The 22,315-nt window shown below is 44.8% G+C and carries 14 protein-coding genes; 13 read left to right on the top strand and 1 reads right to left on the bottom strand.

All coding sequences use genetic code 11. The features are described 5' to 3' along the window. Positions 1-11: 11 nt before the first annotated feature. From BC643_RS05355 to BC643_RS05315, 8 genes are all read left to right on the top strand, one after another. Entirely contained in the window at positions 12-2,237 is a 2,226-nt protein-coding gene (locus BC643_RS05355) for an alpha-galactosidase (RefSeq protein ID WP_120272116.1), read from the top strand. Positions 2,238-2,259: 22 nt separating this feature from the next. After that, entirely contained in the window at positions 2,260-3,618 is a 1,359-nt protein-coding gene (locus BC643_RS05350; RefSeq protein WP_120272115.1) for a sugar porter family MFS transporter, read from the top strand. Between the two features lie 4 nt (positions 3,619-3,622). After that, positions 3,623-4,498, top strand: coding sequence for a carbohydrate kinase family protein (locus BC643_RS05345; protein ID WP_120272114.1), 876 nt, complete (start codon positions 3,623-3,625; stop codon positions 4,496-4,498). Positions 4,499-5,033: 535 nt separating this feature from the next. Continuing rightward, positions 5,034-5,444: a hypothetical protein gene (locus BC643_RS05335; RefSeq protein ID WP_120272112.1), complete on the top strand. Its 411-nt coding sequence runs from the start codon at positions 5,034-5,036 to the stop codon at positions 5,442-5,444. 31 nt (positions 5,445-5,475) lie between these two features. Then, on the top strand, positions 5,476-6,153 hold the full coding sequence (locus BC643_RS05330) for a DUF2490 domain-containing protein (protein ID WP_170154461.1): 678 nt from the start codon (positions 5,476-5,478) through the stop codon (positions 6,151-6,153). Positions 6,154-6,157: 4 nt separating this feature from the next. Beyond that, complete coding sequence (locus BC643_RS05325) at positions 6,158-6,925, top strand: polyphosphate polymerase domain-containing protein (RefSeq protein ID WP_120272110.1); 768 nt, start codon at positions 6,158-6,160, stop codon at positions 6,923-6,925. Next, positions 6,922-7,593: a DUF4956 domain-containing protein gene (locus BC643_RS05320; protein WP_120272109.1), complete on the top strand. Its 672-nt coding sequence runs from the start codon at positions 6,922-6,924 to the stop codon at positions 7,591-7,593. The genes BC643_RS05325 and BC643_RS05320 overlap by 4 nt, the downstream gene beginning before the upstream one ends. Positions 7,594-7,617: 24 nt before the next feature. After that, the gene (locus BC643_RS05315) at positions 7,618-11,157 is read left to right on the top strand and encodes a CotH kinase family protein (protein WP_120272108.1); all 3,540 of its coding nucleotides are present in this window, start codon (positions 7,618-7,620) and stop codon (positions 11,155-11,157) included. A 105-nt stretch (positions 11,158-11,262) separates the two neighbouring features. Here BC643_RS05315 and BC643_RS05310 read toward each other — a convergent pair whose 3' ends face one another. Continuing rightward, positions 11,263-13,686 carry an alpha-ketoacid dehydrogenase subunit alpha/beta gene (locus BC643_RS05310; protein ID WP_120272107.1) on the bottom strand — a complete coding sequence of 808 codons (2,424 nt, stop codon included), beginning with the start codon at positions 13,684-13,686 and terminating at the stop codon, positions 11,263-11,265. Positions 13,687-14,026: 340 nt separating this feature from the next. Here BC643_RS05310 and BC643_RS05305 point away from each other — a divergent pair, with 340 nt between their 5' ends. The 5 genes from BC643_RS05305 (at position 14,027) to BC643_RS05285 (ending at position 22,241) form a co-directional block, all read left to right on the top strand. Further along, positions 14,027-14,602 carry an RNA polymerase sigma factor gene (locus BC643_RS05305; RefSeq protein ID WP_170154460.1) on the top strand — a complete coding sequence of 192 codons (576 nt, stop codon included), beginning with the start codon at positions 14,027-14,029 and terminating at the stop codon, positions 14,600-14,602. 89 nt (positions 14,603-14,691) lie between these two features. Further along, entirely contained in the window at positions 14,692-15,711 is a 1,020-nt protein-coding gene (locus tag BC643_RS05300) for a FecR family protein (protein ID WP_120272105.1), read from the top strand. A 157-nt stretch (positions 15,712-15,868) separates the two neighbouring features. After that, a complete protein-coding gene (locus tag BC643_RS05295; RefSeq protein WP_245994862.1) occupies positions 15,869-19,126 on the top strand; it encodes a TonB-dependent receptor in 3,258 nt (1,085 codons plus the stop codon). A gap of 17 nt (positions 19,127-19,143) precedes the next feature. Then, positions 19,144-20,670, top strand: a complete 1,527-nt coding sequence (locus BC643_RS05290) for a RagB/SusD family nutrient uptake outer membrane protein (RefSeq protein ID WP_120272104.1) — start codon at positions 19,144-19,146, stop codon at positions 20,668-20,670. 98 nt (positions 20,671-20,768) lie between these two features. Then, complete coding sequence (locus tag BC643_RS05285; RefSeq protein ID WP_120274156.1) at positions 20,769-22,241, top strand: glycoside hydrolase family 30 protein; 1,473 nt, start codon at positions 20,769-20,771, stop codon at positions 22,239-22,241. The last annotated feature ends 74 nt before the right edge of the window (positions 22,242-22,315 follow it).

Raw genomic sequence — 22,315 nt, 5'->3', positions numbered from 1 at the left:
ACCTATAGATAATGAATAACTATTTAAAGAACCTCTTTTTTTGCCTTGGAGCAATTTTGCTAATCAGTGTTCCGGCGTTCGGACAAAACACGTCTGTTATTGAAATCAAAACAAAATCGACGTCGTTGGTTTATACTGTCGATCAGAGCAACCGGCTGGTCTTCCAATATTACGGGAAGTTGGTTGATTCGACAGATGATTTCAAGCAGCACAAAGCCTATTCGAAACCGGATACCAACCGCGATTTTTCTTACGAGGCCTATCCGACTTTCGGTTTGGGAAACATTAACGAACCTGCTTTGGCTGTCATTCATGCAGATGGAAGTTTAAACACTGAATTGGCTTTTCAGTCGGTTGAACAGATCGGTTCGACGCCGGATGTAAGCGAAACGGTAATTCACCTCAAGGATCGGGTTTTTGATTTCAAGGTGGAATTGCACACGAAAGCTTTTTCGAACGAGGATGTGATTACCCAATGGACTGTCATCTCCAATGACGAAGAAGGAGCCGTAAAGCTGACCAGTTTTGCATCGTCGTTTTTACCCTTGAAAGCTGAAAGTTATTACCTGACTCACTTTTGTGGTGCCTGGGCTGGCGAAATGGGACTTGTTGAGGAAAAGGTGGAGAATGGCATAAAGGTTATCGAGTGTAAAAAAGGAGTACGCACCACGCAGACCGAAAATCCGTCTTTCATTTTAAGTCTGAATCATCCGGCATTGGAGAATGCGGGCGATTGCTACGGAGGCGCATTGGCCTGGTCGGGTAACTACCGCTTGGCTTTTCAGGTGGACGAATGGAAAACGCTGAATGTGGTTAGCGGAATCAATCCGTTTCTTTCGGCGTGGACGCTGAACCCGGGTGAGAACTTCACAACGCCCGAAATGATTTACACCTTCAGCAGCGAAGGACGCGGTCAGGTTTCCCGAAACTTGCATGATTGGGGGCGTCAGTACGGAATGGTTGGCGGAAATAAAATCCACGACATCGTTTTGAATAGTTGGGAAGGGGCATATTTCACCTTCAATGAAAACACACTGACCGGCATGATGGATGATGCTGCAGAAATGGGGATTGAAACCTTTGTGCTGGACGATGGTTGGTTTGGAAACAAATATCCGCGAAACAATGACGATGCCGGTTTGGGCGATTGGCAGACTAATAAAAAGAAATTGCCGCGTGGTTTGGATTATCTGATTGACTATGCGCATTCGAAAGGATTGAAATTTGGATTGTGGATTGAACCGGAAATGGTTAACCCGGAAAGTGAACTGGCTGAGAATCACCCGGAGAGGATTGTGCAGAGTCCCGGTCGCGAGAAAATAACCTGGCGAAACCAGTTGTTGCTGGACTTGTCCAATCCGAAGGTGCAGGATTTTGTGTACAACGTGTTCGACAGTTTGTTGACAACCCATCCCGGAATTGAATACATTAAATGGGACGCAAACCGGCACGTAGAACAGGCTGGTTCAACTTTTCTGCCAGCTTCGGAGCAAACGCATTTCTGGGTTTCATACACGGAAGGATTGTACACGGTTTACAAAAGGATTCGTGCCAAATATCCGGATTTTGTGATTCAGGATTGTGCTTCCGGAGGCGGTCGTTTGGATTACGGTGCACTGCAGTACCACAATGAATACTGGACGTCAGACAATACCGACCCGCTATCACGAATTTTTATTCAGTACGGAACCAACCTGATTTATCCGCCGGTAGGAGCTGCGTCTCATGTTTCAACCAGCCCCAACCACCAAACCCAGCGGATGACCCCGTTGAAGTTTCGCTTCGATGTGGCCATGACCGGGCGCTTGGGAATGGAGCTTCAGCCTAAACACATCCAGGGGAATGATCGTGTGTTTGCCGAGGAAGCCATCAAAAACTACAAACAGTTTGTCAGGCCATTGGTCACTAATGGAGATTTGTATCGCATAAAATCACCCTACGATGAGGGCGGATGGGCATCGCAAATGTATGTGTCGAAGGATCAAACGTCGGCGGTACTGTTTGCTTTCAGCCTGGAATCTCACTTGCGTGGAGTTTATCCAACGGTGAAATTAAACGGGCTGGATCCAGAAAAATCGTACCAGATTCAGGAGATCAATACAAACGGTCGATCCCGTTTTTGGGGAGATGGAGAAACTTTCAAGGCAGATTACCTGATGAATGTCGGTTTGGAGCTGAAGATTGCTGATCAGTATGATAGTGCTGTCATCTTGCTGAAAGAGATCGATAAAGAATAATTAAAAGCTAATACTTAAAGAGATGAAAACGAAAAATCAAATCCATACGGGATATTTGTATTGGATCACTTTTGTGGCCATCAACGGTGGATTGTTGTTTGGACTAAATATGGCCGGAATTTCCGGCGCTGTCGATATGTTGAAAGGGGAATTTTCGCTAACCGACAGCGGACTTGGAACTGTGGCGGCCTTGCTAACCTTCGGCTGTCTGATTGGCGCACTTTTCACCGGTAGTTTCACCGAAAAATATGGTCGGAAGAAGGTGATGCTGGCAACAGCTGTACTTTATATTATTTCTGCTTTGGGCTGCGCATTTGCTGAGTCTTCGGCGATTCTGATTGTCTTTCGTGTCCTTTCGGGACTGGCAGTTGGTGCCACTTCTGTAGTTGGGCCGATGTACATCTCCGAAATTTCGCCTGCACAGAGCCGTGGCCGACTGGTTTCGATGAACCAGTTTGCGATCACTATCGGAATTGTATTGGCGTATATTTTCGACTACCTGCTCATTGGGCTGGGGGATAACAGCTGGCGCTACATGTTGGCGGTTCCGGCTTTGTTCGGACTCCTGTATTTGATCTTCATTTTGATCTCATTCCCGGAAAGTCCGCGTTGGTTGGTAGCCAAAGATCGAAAGGCTGAAGCCCAAGCAGTGATGCTGAAAATTGGTGGCGAGGAACTGATTCGAACAGAGCTTGGCCAAATGGAAAAAGTAATCTCCGAAGAAAAGTCGAAAGAGAAAATGAAGGTTTCGGAGCTGTTTAAAGGCAAGACCGGGAAGATTGTAGCCATTGGTACTGCCATCGCAGCGCTGCAACAAATTACAGGGATCAACGCAGTAATCATGTTTGCTCCGGAAATGTTTAAGGCAGCCGGCGCAGCGAAGGACGATTCAATGATGATGTCGATGGTCGTGGGATTGGTCAACTTTCTGATGACAATTATTGCGTTGTGGTTGGTTGATAAGAAAGGACGTAAAACACTTTTGTTGTGGGGAGCCGTTGGTATGATTGTCTCTCTGGCTTACCTGACCGGGGAATTTGCGAAACCCGAGCAATTCGGTGTTGGTGTTTTGGTGGCCTTGCTGGTTTATATTTCCTTCTTCGCGGCCTCGTTTGCCCCCGTGATGTGGGTAATCATTTCGGAGATTTACCCAAACCGCATTAAGGGCGTGGCTATGTCGTTCTCAACTGCCATCAGTTGGCTATGTACCTTCCTGACGGTCTATTTTGCCCCGGTCATTCAAGGAGGATTGGGATTGAGCTACTTGTTTGGTATCTTCGGAATATTCAGTGTTATCGCTTTTGTTTTTGTGAAATTCTGGATTCCCGAAACCAAAGGAAAATCGTTGGAACAAATTGAAAAAGAACTTGGATTGATCTAAAATTATGGATAAAAAATCATTAGTAGTCGGAATTGGTGAGTTGTTGTGGGATGTTTTCCCCGACCACAAACAAATGGGGGGCGCACCCTGCAATTTTGCTTTTCATGCATCGAAGCTCGGGCTCGAAAGCTTGGCGATTAGCGCCATTGGGAAAGATGAGCTTGGGGATGAAATAATAGCAAAACTGGATGGTGTTGGATTGATTTATGACATCCAACGAGTAGATTATCCTACGGGGACGGTGAAAGTCACCTTGAGTGGTGACGGTATTCCGCAATACGAAATTTGCCAGCCGGTGGCATGGGATTTTATTGGGATGAAGTCAGACTACGAGGAGATCGCAAAGCAGACGACAGCTGTTTGTTTCGGCTCCTTAGCACAGCGGGGCGACGTTTCAAAAGCGACCATTCGCAGCTATGTAAACGCTGTACCTGATTCTGCTCTGAAAATCTTTGATATCAACTTGCGCCAACAGTTTTATTCGCAAGACTTGCTGGTTGATTCTTTGAAAATGTGCAATGTTCTGAAGATAAACGATGACGAGATCAAGATCGTTGCCCGGATGTTTGGCTTGCAAGGCGATGATCAGGAAAATTGTGAGGAACTACTTCATCGTTTTCAATTGAAAATGGTTGCATTGACTTGCGGCACGAATGGCAGCTACCTGATCACGAAAGGTGAAACCAGTTTTCGGGAAACCCCAAAAGTAAAAGTTGCTGACACCGTGGGAGCGGGCGATTCATTCACTGCCGCCATGGTGGTCGGTATGCTCAAAGGAAAACCGTTAAATGACGTCCATCAAATGGCGGTCAATCTTTCCGCTTTTGTATGCACGCAAAATGGCGCCATGCCTGAATATGATCGGGTTGAATATATTTGATAGAAGTTAATCAACAATAAAAAAGGTCGAACAGTTATGCTCGACCTTTTTTATTGTATTTACCCATTAGTTTAACGATATGGTTTAGATTGACAAATCTCGCTCGTTTAGGATTCTTGATTTTTTGATAGGTGTATTTTATGTAAATAGAATATTTAACTTCGAATCAGAAGTCATTAGATTTTTGATTTTTTCTCGTGTTTTTAGTTGTCAGGAGACTAGTCTTGCGTTGAATTTGGTAGGTGACAAGTTGTTTGCCCGAATCGATTCGTTCCAAGGTCGTTTTTTTGACGGGGGCAATTTTGATTCTTATTTGGTTGATCTGTGAAATGATTTTGATGTTAATGCATTGAAAAATAGTGACCTTGTTTGGTGTTGAGGTTTGAGCTGATAACGAGTGTTTAGGGTAGGTGAATAATCGTTGATACTTGAGGACAAAATAATTTACATATTTTCGTCGTTTGTTTTTTGCGATGGGCATTTTGGGTGCTTTGTATTGATAAAGAGTCGGAAATTTTATACACACGGTTTAGTTATGAAAATTACAAGTGCATTGAGAGGAATAGCTTTGTTTCTCTTTGTGGTGGTATTATTTACTTCATGTGAAAAGGAAGAGGGAGAAGGGGGAACCGGAACAATTGAGGGCCGTGTTTACGCCTTAAACTACAACAGCGACTTCAGCATAAAGCTGGGCGAATATTATGCTCCCGATGTCGATGTGTTTATCATTTACGGTAATGACAGCATTCACTCAGACAAGACAGAAACCAGCTACAATGGCTGGTATCGGTTTCAATATCTGAACAAAGGAACTTACACCTTATATGTGCTGTCCAATGACCCGGAACGAATATCAGCTTCGGGTAAGATTGTGATCCAACAAACCATTAACATTTCTGACAATAATTCAACTGTTATTGCTGACGACCTTGTAATTTATGAGTAGTAGAGGGAGATTGGTAAAAAACGCCAAAGCAATGTATTATCAACTACTGACTCTGCTATTTATCCTTGCCGGGTTACCACTTTCTGCGCAACAAAAGGATTTTGGTGTGTGGACAGGTTTGGCCCTTGAAAAAGCGTTGACCAAGCGCTGGGACGTTGAGCTTGAAGCAGGATACCGTCAGAAGGATAATCTGAACCAATGGGACAAATGGTTTGGAGGAGCTGAAGTTTCCTGGTCTCGGAAATTTTTCAAAGCGGGATTACTGTACCGTTACTCTTACGAAAACGGAATGAAACGGACGAGTAATTCTCATCGCTTAGGAGTCGAATCGCAACTAAAGACTGACTTGGATCGGTTTACACTAAGTTATCGCGGTCGCGTGCAGGCAGAATACAGCAACTATGAAAGTTCAGAGAAAGGTCAAATACCAGACAGTTTCTTCCGCAATCGGGTAAAAGCTAGCTACAATATTAAAGGTATGCCATTGGAACCCTGGCTTAGTTACGAAATGGCCTGGCGGATTAATAGCTATTCAACCCGGCAGATTGAACACGAACGTTACACCGCCGGATTGGACTATAAAATCAACAAGCACAATGCTATTGGAATTAGCTACCTTCTGAATCGTCGGAAAAATGTTGCGAGCCCACAGAACAGCTATATTGTGTCTTTAGACTACAAGTTCAAATTAGATCGTAAAAAGAAATAGACGGATGGAAATACTAACTGATATCCCTTCCGGTCTTGGAGCAAGGACACAATCCATGCGGTCGATCCCTTTTGAGAATCTCGACCCGGAGACGCAAATGATTCGCTTTGATACCAAATATGTGTTTCCCCTTAAGCGACTCGATCGAATTCTCGAGCTTATTGACCATCGTTATGCCGTTGTTGATTTTTACGGCACGCGGGTCAGTGCATACGAATCTCAATATTTTGATACAGCTGAATGGACCTTTTACAACGCTCACCACAACGGTGCGGCCAATCGCTGCAAAATCAGAACCCGAACATACACAGATACTGGGTTGAGCTTTCTGGAAGTCAAATTGAAAAACAACAAAAAACTGACAACCAAAAAACGAAAAATGCTTAATCCTGAACTCGGAATGTTGGAACAAGGAGAGGGATTTATTTCCAGCCATACATCCGTAGATCTTAAAGTGTTGAGGTCAACGCTTTACACGACATACAGACGTATCAGCTTGGTTAACCTACGTAAACAAGAACGGATAACCATTGACTACGATTTGAAATTTTGTTTTGGCGGTAGTGAAGTTTCGTTGCCCGAATTGGCGATTGCCGAAACGAAAAATGATAACCAAAATCAGCAAACCGTTTTCGCAAGGCTAATGCGCAATGAGCGAATCCGTCCGCAAGCTTTCAGCAAATATTGTGTTGGTGTGGCGCTGTTACATCCATGTGTAAAAACAAACAACTTTAAAGAATTAATTCGTGAATTAAACCCCCAGTACCTATGATAAACTCTACTCAGGGAATGCCTTTACTGTCAACTTTGTTTTTTGAATCAAGCGGATTTTTTGATCTGCTGTTGCGTTACTCTTTCAACCTGCTGGTTACTTTTGTTATAGTTCGTCTGATTTACTATCGGAAGACGAAGCGAAAAGACTACCTTTTCACCTATTTCCTTATCAATACCATGATTTTCCTGCTGGCTTATCTGCTATCGGGGGTTGAGTTGAAACTCGGTTTCGCGTTTGGACTTTTTGCACTATTCGGTATTCTTCGCTACCGAACAAATCAGTTGCAAATTAAGGAGATGACCTATTTGTTTATCATTATTGGCATTGCAGTTTTGAACTCTATTTCAGGCGAGTATTTGCCCTATGTAGATGTTATCCTGGCTAATTTACTGGTCATTGGGCTTCTGTTTGTACTCGAATACGCCTTTCGTTTATCACACGAATCATCAAAGAAAGTTTTGTACGAGCGGATTGAGCTAATAAACGAAAACCGCCGTGACGAATTACTGGAAGACCTTCGAAAACGGACCGGGATTAATATTCACCGGGTTGAAGTGAGTTCCATCAACTTCTTGCGGGATACCGCCCGCGTGGTGATTTACTACTACGAGAAAAACCGGATTTTCAATGCTGAGGAATCCGGAGATGAAGGAGACGACGAATAACTTTTCTGCTTAACCACCCCAAAAATGAAATACTTATTACTGTGTATCTTGCTGTTTACCATCGGGCTAAACCTGGATGCCCAAACCGTTAAAATAAACGAGGTTCAATCGGCAAACACCAAATCCCTTGCTGACGAGGACGGTGATTATTCAGACTGGATTGAAATCCGGAATACTTCGGCTTCAGCCATCAATTTGGGCGACTATTCTATCAGTGACGACGAAGACGGAGACGAACGCTGGCAGTTTCCGACTTATACGCTTCAACCCGGAGCGTATTCTCTGCTGTTTGCCTCAGGAAAAGACCGGCCAGTTGCGCCTTCCTTTTGGACAACCATCATCAACCAGGGGGATTATTGGAACTACCTGGTTCCGCAAGCGGAAGTCACCAACTGGAACCAGCCCGATTTTGACGACTCGGACTGGCAAAGCGGGAAAAGCGGCTTTGGCTACGGCGACAACGACGACAGCACCATTGTCAGCGGAGCCATTAGCATTTATCTTCGAAAAGAGTTTTCGATAGAAGATCTATCGGCCATTGAACAGTTGCTGCTTCACCTTGACTATGACGATGGTTTTGTGGCCTACCTCAACGGGACCGAAATTGCCCGATCGAACTTAGGAACTGCAGGCGATACTCCTGCCTACTCCGCTTATGCAACGATTGATAAAGAAGCACTCATGTACCAGGGCCTGGCACCCGATTCATTCAATATTGAAAGTTTTGCCTCGCTCTTGCACGAAGGGACCAACCTGCTAGCCATCGAAGTACATAACAATTACGCGAGTTCGAGCGACTTAACGGCGATCCCGTTTTTATCGGTGCGCAGTTCCGATTTCAGCATCAACCAAGCACCCGAAATTTTAGCCCTGTATAACCGAACGGGGCATACTGATTTTAAGCTCAGTGCCGATGGCGACAGCCTTTTCCTGTTTAACGCGGGCGGAGAAATTGTTAGCAACATGCTTATTCCGTCTCTCGGTAACGACATTACATACGGCTACCGGGAGGGTGACGATACGAAGCTTTGGTACTTTAAGCAGGCGACACCATGGCTTGCCAACACCAGCGAAGGCTTGTTAAAAGATGAAAACTTACTTCCTGTATTTTCTGTTGCCGGTGGCTTGTACGATCACACCTTCGCACTGGAACTTACGGCGACAAACCCAACAGATACGGTTTATTATACCACGGACGGTTCCGATCCAGATGAACTGTCGCTTTTTTATTATACTCCATTGCAAGTTGATACGGCAGTTACTGTAAAAGCTCGTATAATCAAAGGTGGCTATCTCGCAGGAGATGTGGTGACCAATAGCTATTTCCCTGCTTTCAATAAGTCCTTGCCGGTGGTCTTTCTTTCAACCCAACCAGAAAACCTTTGGGATTACAATACCGGCATTTATACCTCCGGTCCCAATGCCCAGGCGAGCTTCCCTTATAAGGGGGCTAATTTTTGGATGGACTGGGAAAAACCGGTTCATGCGGAATTTTATTTTACGCCGGGGCAGACAGGGTTTGCACTTGATGCTGGTTTCAAAGTGTTTGGAAATTATTCACGCGGATACGAGCAAAAATCACTTGCTCTTTATGCGCGTTCGGAATATGGACCGAAACATATCAAAGGTAAACTGTTCGACAATAAGGCGCTCGAGGAGTTCGACAACCTGGTTCTTCGGAGCGGAGGTTCCGATAGTTTCGGCGAGGTGCAAAGCTGGGGGACCATTGTTCGCGACCTTTTCCTAACCGGTATTGGTCTTGATATGAAGCTTGACGCACAGGCAGGTCGTCCTTGTGTCGTTTATTTGAACAGCGATTATTGGGGAATTTATAATATTCGCGAGAAAGTAAACGAAGATTTCCTCGCAGATAACAATGGCATTGATAAAGACGAAATAGACTTGCTGGAATACGATGGAACGGTTGTGGAGGGTAGTAATGAGAATTATGTTGCCATGTTGAACTTCATTGATTCGAATGATCTCTCGGTAACAGATAATTACAACTACATTACAACACAAATGGACGTCGACAATTTTATTCGTTACAACGTGGTGGAGCAATATGCACACAATACCGACTGGCCGGGTAATAATATCAAATTTTGGCGACAACAGGGCTCAACCGGGAAATGGCGCTGGATTTTGTACGACGTAGATGCGACCTTTGGAATTTGGTATTTCGATGATGAGCTACATACCAATTCGATAGCGTTGGCATTGGATCCGGATAATGACGACTGGCCGAATCCGGCATGGTCAACATTTTTGCTACGTTCCTTAATGAACAATCAGGGGTTCAAGAATCGTTTTATCAACACGTTTGCTGATCATCTGAATACAACCTTTTTGCCAGATTCGGTAGTCAGCCGAATTACTGGATGTGAGGCAGCCATCGAGGACGAAATCAGCACGCATGCAGAGCGCTGGGGGGGCTACGAGGAGCAATGGGAACACAACATTTCGCGACTGAAGACCTTTGCACTGGAACGACCGGCAATTTTGCGCGAGTTTATTTTGGAGCAATTCAGCTTAAGCGACAGCCTCAACGTTCAGCTTGCTATCTCGGGTTGCGATGAGGCAACTGTACAATTGAACACGATTCTGTTACAGCAGTTTCCATGGACTGGAATTTATTTCAAAGATGTTCCTATCGAACTAACCGCTATTGCCCCGGTTGGATATCGATTTGTACGTTGGGAAGGCGATGTCCAATCGACAGATGCAAATATCACTGTGTCCATGGATCAGGCCAAAAGTATAACGGCTGTTTTTGAAGAAGACGCTTCTTCGAAAAATATTGTCATCTCTGAAATAATGTATCATGCTTCTGACGAGTACGATAGTGACGATTGGGTTGAACTTTACAACAACAGCAGCAACTATGTGAATCTGACCAATTGGATTTTAAAAGATTCTGACGATTCGAATGAATACAATTTCAATGCGAACACGATTATGGGGCCATACGAGTACCTTGTGGTTTGCCGAAATACTGAAAACTTCCATGCGATTTACCCGGATGTGACTAACTACCAAGGTTCGCTGGGATTTGGATTTAGTAGTTCGGGTGAATGTATCCGACTGTACAACACTACAGAGGAATTGATTGATCAGGTTTGCTACGCCTCCGAATACCCTTGGCCAACGGAGCCCGATGGTGAGGGGAACAGTTTAATTTTGAGAAATGCAGAAGCTGACAACTCATTAGCACAGAACTGGTTTAGCTCTGCGTCAAAAAAAGGAAGTCCTGGGGTGTCGAATACCGTCACAGCAATTGACGACATCGAGAAAAACGATATCAGTAACTTTGAATTGAAGAACTACCCGAACCCATTTAACCAGCAAACGACTATTGAATTCGGATGTGCGGAGAAAACGGAAGTTAGTTTGTGTATTTTCAATATGCAGGGGCAATTGCAGGAATTGTTGTTTTCTGGAACCTTGGCGAAAGGCCAACATCTTTTTGATTGGAACGCAGCAAATGTGCCCTCCGGAATCTACCTAGCCCGATTAAGCAGTGGTCAAACGATTAGTTACCTGAAATTAATAGTAGAACATTAATAAAACCTGTGCTTTTGGGGGCGTGTATCAGTATCTTGCAGAATTTGCAACAATAAAAAAGGTCGAACAGTTATGCTCGACCTTTCTCTTTTAATCTAATATTTTTTAATCCAATGGTGGATATTTTTTGACATTTGTTTCGCGCATCATGTTGTAGATGGCGTCATAGATCCGTTCAACTGTCGGTTTGGTGAAATATTCACCATCGATACCGTATGCCGGGCGGTGTTCAGCCGCAGGCAATGTTACCGGAGCAGTGTCCAGGTAGTTGAATGCTTTTTGCTCATCAATCACTTTTTGCAGCATGTAGGCTGAAGCACCACCGGGAACGTCCTCGTCAACAAAAATTACCTTGTTGGTTTTCTTAATCGACTCCACAATCCGGTGGTTGACATCAAACGGCATCAGTGTTTGTACATCGATGACTTCAACAGAGATATTCTTTAGTTCCATCAACAATTGAGCGGCTTTTACCGCGTGGTGTGCATTCCATGCGTAAGTAACCAGAGTCACGTCTGTTCCTTCGTGTAAAACTTCAGGAACACCCATTGCAACTTTATATTCACCCAGATTAGATGGAAGATGTTCTTTTACATTGTAGCCTTTCAGCGGCTCGATAACCAATGCCGGGTCATTACCTTCCAGCAGCGTGTTGTACATTCCGGCTGCCTGCGTCATGTTGCGGGGTACACAAAGGAACACACCGCGCATCGATCCCAAGATCATTTGCATCGGCGAACCGGCATGCCAGATTCCTTGCAACTGGTGACCACGGGTGCGGACGATCAGCGGAGCCGATTGTTTTCCCATTGTACGATATTGCATGCTGGCCAAGTCGTCGCTTAAGGTCGGCAAACCGTACATCAGGTAGTCGAGGTACTGAATCTCGGCAATAGGTCGGAAGCCGCGCAGGGCTAATCCTACACCCTGACCAATAATGGTAGTCTCACGAATACCGGTGTCGGAAACACGGTGTTCACCAAACGCTTCCTGCATGCCTTTCATCCCCTGGTTCACGTCGCCCATAAATCCGGTGTCCTCACCAAAAGTTACCAGGTTGGGGTATTTCGCAAACAGTTTATGGAAATTTTCAGCAAGAATATCGTGACCGTTCACCATTGGTGCATCTTCGTCAATCTGAACCGGCACTGCTTCAACGTTCAGGGTTGAATCAACACCTTCGCGGTGCAGCTGGCGGTTGTACATCACCTTTGTGCGGGCTTCAAATTTCTCAAGCCATTTGATCAGCTTTTCCCGTTCTGTTTTCACTTCCTCCATGCCGTGAAGCTCGTATTTCAAGCGTTTGGCAAAGCTGAAGAGTGCACGTCGGGTAGGGAATAATTTTGTAGTTACTGCTTCAAATTCACTCGAGTGATCAACCGGTTTCTGCTTGTGTTCTTTCAGTTCAACAACAATCTCGTGCAGACTGTCGGTCTCAGTTTTGAAACTTTCGGTATAATGTTTCCAGGCAATATCGCGGGCTTGACGTGCCCGTTTACCTGCCCGGTTTTCAACTTCTTTTAAGGCTGCTTCGTCAGCTTTACCCGACGATAAAATCCATTTGCGGAATTGGCTTACACAGTCGAACTCCTTCTCCCATGCCAGACGCTCTTTCCCCTTGTAACGCTCGTGCGATCCCGAGGTGGAGTGTCCCAATGGCTGGGTAACTTCCTGAACGTGGAAAAGGGCAGGAGTTTGCGTTTTACGGCAAGCTGCAATTCCTTTTTCGAAGGTCGAAACCAAATTCGGGTAATCCCACCCTTTACAGGTGTAAATTTCGATTCCGTTTGTTCCTTTTTCTTTTTGGAAACCTTTCAGCACTTCCGAAATGCTCTCCTTGGTTGTTTGGAGTTTCTTCGGAACGCTGATGCCAAAGCCATCGTCATAAACAGCAACTGCAAGCGGCACTTGCAATACTCCGGCAGCATTAATCGTTTCGAAGAACATACCTTCGGAAGTACTGGCGTCACCAATAGACCCGAAAGCCACTTCGTTACCATCAACGTTATTATTGAGCACTTCTTTCAGCTCGGGGTTATTCCGAACGATTTTCGAAGCCTGGGCCAAGCCCAGCAAACGAGGCATTTGCCCGGCGGTAGAAGAAACATCAGAAGCCGAATTGTACTGCTTCATCAGGTCTTTAATCTCGCCTTGTTCGTTAATGTTTCGCGTGCTGAAATGGTTGTTGAAATTTCGACCGCCGGTAGATGGGTTAAAGTTCAAATCCGTATCGCCATAAATCATGGCGAAGAATTCTTCGGGTTGAAGTAATCCCAGGTACAGCATGAAAGTTTGATCGCGGTAGTAACCGGATCTCCAATCTCCCTTGCGGAATGCTTTGGCGTAAGCAATTTGCGTAAGCTCTTTCCCGTCGCCAAAAATTCCAAAGTGTGCACGGCCGTTATGAACTTCTCTTCTCCCTAAAACACTCAACTGACGGCTTAAATAAACCAGGTAATAATCGTTTAGGATTTCGTTTTGTGTTTTATTTTCAGTCGATTCCAATAGCTCGGATTTCTCAAGGTACATGTATACACTTTTGGTTAATACTTTCGTCAACTTTTCCTCAAGTCGGGTGCAAAGTTGTCAAAAAATTTATCAAATAAACGTTTCTGGTATGCTTTTGTTTGTGCACCAATTGTTGCAAAATAGCGATTTTAAACATAAGCAAAAGGTGGCAGGATTTTTTTTGTTCGTCTAAAATACAATAAATCAGACTTCTGAGTATTTTGTTTTCGAAATCAAGCAAGTTCGACAAGAGGAATATTGTGCCAGGGAATATGTTTTGAAACCTAAGATTTTAAATGCTTAGCAATATTTTTATTACTTTGTAGTATGCTGAATAGCAAAACCTAAACCAACAACAATATTGAATCAACTTTTTAACACAGAGATACTTCGAAAAGGTGATCCTCGTGCATTCAGGCAGTTGTTTCAGTTCTACGGAGACAAGATCTATGCGTTTGCTTTTTCTTATTTGAAGAATGAAAGCGAGGCGCAGGAGATTGTTCAGGAAGTTTTTCTGAAGGTCTGGAAGAATCACGAGAATCTAAAGATCAACACTTCGATCCAAGCCTACCTCTTCACCATTGCCTTTAATGCAGTGAAGAAAAATTTTCTGAGGAAATCGAAAGAAGAGTCTTACAAGCACCAGTTGATTGACGAGATTGACGCGGATGAAAATTCGACGGAATTTGAAGACCGCTATCAGTTGGTTATTCAAAAGCTGGAGCTTTTTATTGCGGAAATGCCTGAGCGGAGAAGGCAAATATTTATCGCTCGCAAAAAAGAAGGCAAGCCCGTGAAAGAAATCGCAGATGAACTGGATATCTCTGTAAAAACAGTTGAAAACCAGATTACTGAAGCGATGAAGTACCTGAAGAGTCGTTTCAGTGTTGAAATGCCTGAAGGTCTCGAATTATTGTTTTTCTTTTTACCCTCCTGATTTTTTTCAAAATTTTATTGGTGCCGAATAGGGGTTTTTCATTTTTCAGGATATAACCTGCGAAAAAAGAAATTTTCAGAGGGCATTAAATGAAAGATAAAGAGCAAAAATACGAAGAGTCATTCCGGAATTTTGAGAGCGGTGATTATTCCCGAAGCGATTTTAAGCGGGTGAACGAATTGTTTGAATCGGGGCCGGAATCAGAATTGAATGACACTTTGCACGAAAACTGGCAACGGATTCCCGAAGGCGCGAGCCATTCCCCGCAGGTCAAGCAAATCCTGCAACATTTCGATCAGCATATTTTCCCGGTCAAGCAAACGGTTGTAAAACTGATGCTGAACTACTATCAACGTATTGCAGCCATCCTGTTAATTCCAATCGTTCTCTTTTCCATCTATTGGTTTGTGAATGACCAAAAGCCGGGCGAAGTGGCGATGGCAACTATTGTGTCACCGATGGGTGCACGAACAAGTTTTGTTTTGCCCGATGGTTCTACCGGTTGGTTGAACAGCGGCTCGGAGCTGACTTACCCGGTTGAATTTGCTGAAGCCAGGGAAGTTAAACTAAATGGTGAAGCCTTCTTTCATGTAAAACACCAGCATGGCGACAAGTTTCGGGTTCGTACAAGCGGTTTAACCGTTGAAGTCTTGGGCACACAGTTCGATGTTTCTGCCTATTCCGAAGCCGAAAATATAAGCGTTGTGTTGAAAGAAGGAAGCGTACAGATCCTCGACAAACAAGACCAGGCAACTTACCTGATGAAGCCGGACGAACGATTTCAGTTCGACAAACAACAAAACAAAGCACTGATCAGCACGATCGATGCCGGGGAGTTTACTTCGTGGACGATGGGTTTACTTCAGTTTAAAGGAGAGTCGCTGGAAGAAGTGATGAACAAGCTCTCGCGTTGGTACAATGTGGATATCGAAATTCGCGACGACCAACTGAAATCGTACAATTTCAGAGCAACTTTTAAAGACGAACAATTGGGAGAGATCCTGAAAATGATAGCCTTAACAACACCAATGAAATATAAAATTGAAGAACGTAAACAAAATCAAAATGGCATTTATGAAAAAATGAAAATAGTAATCGAAAAGAAATGATCTTAAAAAGCTAAAAATCAGGAAAGTGCTGGTACCACTCCCCTGATCTGCTCGAAGAATCGTTACAGTGTATTTTTAACAACTCTACAAACGTAAATTTATGAAAAAATCTAAGAAAATTAGGGATTGGTATGCCCTAAAAAAAACCTTATTCTTTATGCGACTAACCGTTCTGTTTCTGCTAATTGGAATTTTTCAGGTATCAGCCGTAACCGGTTATTCTCAACAGTCGAGAATGACCATGAGCTTGAAAAACACGAGTTTAGTTGAGGTTTTAAACGAAATCGAAAACCTGTCTGATTATTACTTCCTCTACAACCAGGATTTGATTGATGTTGATCGCAAAGTTAGCATCACGGTAAATGATCAGAAAATTGATGAGGTTTTGAACCTGTTGTTCGAAGGAACAACTGTTAAATATGTAATTAAAGATCGCCAGATAATTTTAACCAACCTCAACGAAGAAACCCAAAGCGTTCAGCAGCAGGGGGATGTTCGGGGAACGATCTCTTCGGCCAATGGCGACCCGATCCCGGGTGCTACTGTCGTTGTGAAAGGAACAAACAACGGAACAATCACCGACTTTGACGGAAAATACACACTGACCAATGTGTCACCTGATGCTGTTTTGTTGGTGTCTTTTGTGGGCATGCAGGCACAGGAAGTTGCTGTAGGTGGCCAGTCGGTTGTCAATGTTGTTCTGGCTGAAGAAACCATCGGCATTGAAGAAGTTGTGGCCGTTGGGTACGGTGTTCAAAAGAAAAGTTTGGTTACCGGTGCAATCTCCAGCGTCAAAGCAGAAGATTTACAAAGTGTTCCGGTAGCACGTGCGGACCAGGCCATTCAAGGTCGTACAGCCGGTGTTTCTGTTTTATCGACTTCCGGTTCTCCGGGTGCGGGTACCAAAATTCGTATTCGCGGTGTCAACTCCAATGGTAATTCAAACCCGTTATTCATTGTTGACGGTATGAAAACCGGCGATATCAACAACATCGATCCGGCAGATATTGAATCGATGGAAGTATTGAAAGATGCGGCTTCGGCAGCAATCTATGGTACTGAAGGTGCCAACGGGGTAATCATCATTACCACCAAATCGGGTGCAAAAGGCGAACGTGCAAAAATCAGCTACGACTTTCAATACGGTGTTCAAAGTTCGCGCAGCGACATGGACTTGATGAATGCTGAACAGTACAAACAGTGGATGGAAGAATCCGGCGCGGGAACTGTTACCCTCGATGGAACTGATACCGACTGGATGGATGAAGTTTTTGAAAGCGCACCCATGCAAAAGCATCACGTCAGCTATTCGGCTGGAACTGAAAAATCAAGCTACATGTTGTCTGGATCTTATTTCACACAAGATGGTATTGTAGGTGGCAGCAAAGCCAAATACGATCGCTACACTGCACGTGTTAATGTGAAAAGCAACATGAATGACTGGCTGGAAGTTGGAAACAACATCAGCTTCTCGCACTCGAAAAAGAAATATGTAGGTGAAGATGACGAGTACCGCAGTGTGGTAAACAGTACCTTGCTGATCGATCCGCTGACTCCGGTAACTTACACAGGCACTCCAAGTAATGTTCAGAGCTTGCTGGATGCAGGTAACACTGTTTTGCAGGATGAGAACGGGAACTATTATGGTTTGCCAAGCTACGTGACTGGTGAAATCGCCAACCCGATCGCCTTGTTGCAGACTTACCACAACTACATCAATCAGGATAAAATTTTGGGTACAGCATACGCCACCATCAAACCGTTCAAAGGATTCTCATTCACCTCGCGAATTGGTTTGGATTTGACTTACCAGGTTCAGCACAGCTGGGCGCCGAAGTACTATTTCTCAAGCGAAAACCAGAATGCTCAAACAACAGTGGACGATACCATTAATAAATGGTACACCTGGTTGTGGGAAAACTTTGCATCGTACAGTTTCGATGTAAACGATCACTCCTTCACTTTGTTGGGTGGCTATTCAGCCCAGGAATATCAAGCTCCGGACTGGACCTTGCACTCAGGCCCGATGATTACCGAAGGTGATGATTTTGCTTACCAAGGCTATACAACAAGCAACGAAAATGACCGCACCGGTGGTGGTTTTGTCGATCAAACCATGAACTCGTATTTCGGTCGTCTTTCATACGATTACAAATCACGTTACCTGGTTGAAGCATCTGTTCGTCGTGATGCGGCCAGCGTATTCCCAACAAACAAACGTGCTGCTGTATTCCCTGCGTTCTCTGCCGGTTGGGTAATTTCAGAAGAAAATTTCTACAACATCCCATCAGTTGACTACCTGAAATTGCGTGGTAGCTGGGGTGAAAACGGTAGTAAAGCGAACTTGCCGGGTAACGAGGACAAAGAATTCTGGGTGTTTGGAATTCAGTATCCGGGAGCTGATGATGTTTACCAAAGTGGCGCCGAAATTGATAAATTGGTCAATACTGACCTACGCTGGGAACGTACGCAACAGCTAGACATCGGTATCGACCTGCGCGCTTTTGCCGGTAAATTGAACTTCTCAGTTGACTATTACAAGAAAGTTACGAAGGACTTGATCGTAAGTGGTTCAGGACCATTATCGGTTGGTAACGACTGGCCTTATGTGAATGGTGGTGATGTAACCAACAAAGGTCTCGATTTCGAATTGGGCTACAAAGGTAGTGCAGGTGATTTCGATTACAGCGTGAACCTGAACTTGTCGACTTTGGACAACGAAGTAACTTATTTGAAAGTAGATGCTCCGGTTTCAGGAGATAATCTGCGAGGTTATAATTTAACATGGTTTGAAGAAGGCTATCCGGTTTGGTATTTCAAAGGTTACAAGACCAATGGAATTGATCCGACAACAGGCGATCCGATTATTGTAGATACCAATGATGATGATGAAATCACCGCTGCCGACCAAACTTACATTGGCGACCCGCATCCGGACCTGTTGTACGGTGCAACGTTCAACTGTGCTTACAAGGGCTTCGACTTCAATTTATTCCTGCAGGGAACGCATGGCAACGACGTGTTCATGGGCTGGTTCCGTTCCGATCGTCCGTTCTCAAATAAACCGCTGTTTATGTTTGAAGATCGTTGGACTGCCGACAAAACAAATGCCAGCCGTCCGGCAGCAAATAACACCAGCGACTATGTGTACAGAAGCGATTTGATGGTTTCTGATGGCTCGTACCTGCGTATCAAACAAATCCAATTGGGCTACACACTTCCGAAAGAATGGCTGAGTGCGGCAAAAATTGACCGTGCCCGCGTATTCGTTTCAATGGACGACTACTTCACCTTCACGAAGTACGAAGGATTGGATCCTGAAGCTGGTAGTTCGACTGACAACCGCCAGGGCGTTGACCGCGGTATTTACCCGATCGCCGGCAAAGTCTTATTTGGATTCTCACTTAATTTTTAATCGAAAATTACTGAAAAATGAAACTATTAAACCGATATAAAATTTTAGCAGGACTTTCAATTCTGGCGTTAACGTCCTGCAGCGAAAGCTTTTTGGAGGTCAGCCCGAAAGGAGCCTTAACGAGCGAAACCTACCTGAAGACCGACGACGATGTGAAGACAGCCTTGGTAGGTGTCTACAACAGCATGCAGCACAACTTCTCGAATGGTAGCTGGGCAAGCGTGTTTTTTATCAAAAACTTACCGGGCGACGACTGCATGGCAGGTTCTTCGGAAGGTGACCAAACCGGTTACCAGAATATCGACGATTTCAAAATTGAAACCGACAACGTAAAACTGGAATTGCTGTATCAGAATTCGTATCGCACCATCAACCGCGCAAACACAATCATCGAGCGTGTTGAAGCGGACACAGATGTGAAGGAAGCCATTATTGCGGAAGCAAAAGCAATCCGTGCCTACACCTATCTCGAATTGGTGACCATGTTTGGCGGTGTTCCATTGATGACGGTAAACCCGGAAACGGAAGCCGACTATCACAAACCAAGAGCAACAGCCGCGGAAATTTACGCACAAATTGAAACCGATTTGACTGAGGCAATCGCGCTTCTTCCGTTGAAGAGCGAGTACAGCGCAGCTGATAAGTACCGTTTCTCAAAAGGAACAGCTCAGGCTTTCCTTGGTAAAGCTTACCTGTATCAGGAAAAGTACAGCCAGGCAGCAGCCCAGTTTGCCACAGTAATCAGCAGTGGTGAATACGATCTGGAACCTGATTTTGCCGATGTTTGGTCAAAGCAAAGCGAGTTTGGGGTTGAATCACTGTTCGAAATTTCCTACACTTCGCAAGAATTGTACGACTGGGGAACATTCCCATGGGGTGGTGGAAACGAAAGTAACATTGAAGTTCAATTGCAAGGCCCTCGTTCGGATTTATTCGACCTGAGTAATTCTACATTGCCAATTATCAACGGCTGGGGTTTCAACATGCCATCTGCAAAAATAGGTGAAGCTTTCGAAGCCGAGAACGATGTTGTTCGCGGTGCAGCAACAGTGATGTCAGCCGCCGATTTTGAAGCTTCGGGCGGTGTGATTAAAGATCCGAATGCACACGACTACGAAGGCTACATGCGGATGAAATATGTGACTCGTGCAACTGAAACCGATGGTGGTATCCTCGAGCTGAACTATTCAACCAACTGGCGTATTCTTCGCTATGCCGACGTGTTGTTGATGGCTGCTGAAGCTTATCACTTCGATGGTGACGATGGCAAAGCATTAATCGAAATCAATAAGGTGCGCGACCGTGCAGAGTTGTCAGATTATACAGCTTCGGATGATATGTTTGATGCAATCGTAAAAGAGCGTCAATTGGAGCTTGCATTTGAAGGTAGTCGTTTCTGGGATTTGGTTCGCTGGGGATTGGCCGCAGATGAACTGGGTGATCTCGGTTTCAAAACTGGCAAACACGAATTGTTCCCGATTCCGCAAAACGAAATTATTGCGAACAATGAAATTAGTCTGGACGACCAAAATCCAGGCTACTAATACAGTTGATTTGGTTTATCCATGATGCATTTGACGTACAGCCCTCGCACTTGCAGGGCTGTACTTTTTTCAAAACAATTCAAAAACGAACAGGAACGATGAAAAGAATAGGAAATATCTCGTGGAGCATACTTCTGGCATTGGTGGCTTGCCAGGCGCCGGCTCCGAAACCGGAGCAAAAGGCTGAAAGCATGAAAATTGAACGCGTGCCGGAAAAGGTTCGGGTTTACCAAACAGCTGAAAATTCAGAAGACCGGATGACGATGGTGAAAGAAACGAGATTGGCGGATTTCGGTCAGCCAACGGAGCGCCAACCTTCGGTGTTTGTCGATCCCAGTCATCAGTTTCAAACTTTCGTCGGTATTGGCGGTGCGTTGACGGATGCTTCGGCAGAAGTATTTGCTAAACTTCCAGCGGATAAACAGCAAGCGTTCCTGGAGTCATATTACGACAAGGATAAAGGCATCGGCTACAACTTTGGTCGTACAAATATTGCCAGTTGCGATTTTTCGAGTGCCAGCTACGACTATGTGACCGAAGGCGATTCAACGCTAAATAGTTTTTCGATCGAGCATGATCGCGAGTACCGGATTCCGTTTATCAAGGCGGCGATTGAAGCGGCCGGAGGATCGTTGAACCTGTTTGCCAGCCCGTGGAGCCCACCAGCTTGGATGAAGGACAATAATGATCGTTTGCACGGAGGACATTTGCTTGATCAGTATAAGCAAGCCTGGGCCAATCATTACATCAAGTTTATGGATGCTTATGCTGCGGAAGGCATTCCATTCTGGGGACTATCCGTACAGAATGAACCGATGGCCGTTCAGATCTGGGAATCCTGTGTTTATACTGACACTGAGGAACGTGATTTCGTGAAAAATTACCTGGGGCCAACATTGAAAAGCGCAAGGATGGCCGATAAGAAACTGATTGTTTGGGATCATAACCGCGACCTTGTATACCAACGGGCTTCAACCATGTTGAATGATCCCGAGGCTGCCCAATATGTTTGGGGAGTTGGGTTTCACTGGTACGAAACCTGGACCGGTGGAGGTATGCAGTTCGATAATTTGAAGCGGGTTAAAGAGTCTTTCCCGGATGTGAACCTGATTTTTACAGAAGGTTGTGCCGAGAGCTTCAATCCGGAGCGGGTAAGCAATTGGGCATTGGGTGAGCGTTACGGACACTCGATGATTCACGATTTTAACGCGGGAACTGTTGCCTGGACCGATTGGAATATTTTGCTTGACGAGCGCGGCGGTCCGAACCATGTTGGCAATTTCTGTTTTGCACCTGTTCATGCTGATACCAAAACCGGAGAGTTGATTTATACAAACAGCTACTATTACATCGGGCATTTTTCGAAGTTTATTCAGCCGGGTGCCAAACGCATCAGCTGTTCTGCTAGCCGCGATTTTCTGGAAAGCACAGCTTTTGAAAATCCGGATGGTAGTCTGGTAGTCGTAGTGATGAATGCAAGCGAAAAGGATACGCCTTATCATCTCTGGATCGCTGGAAAGGCAGTCGAGATTGACAGCCCGGCGCATTCTATTCAAACGTTGGTATTGTGATGGGTTGATTTTTTCAAGGTTTAATTTGAAAGGACCCGTTTGTTGGCCGGTGCGAAAAGCCCGGGAAGCAAACG

Origin of the sequence: Mangrovibacterium diazotrophicum (assembly GCF_003610535.1) — a bacterium.
GTDB classification, from domain to species: Bacteria; Bacteroidota; Bacteroidia; order Bacteroidales; family Prolixibacteraceae; genus Mangrovibacterium; species Mangrovibacterium diazotrophicum.
The sequence above is the reverse complement of the archived record's forward strand: the minus strand, read 5'-3'. Positions and strand labels throughout refer to the sequence as shown.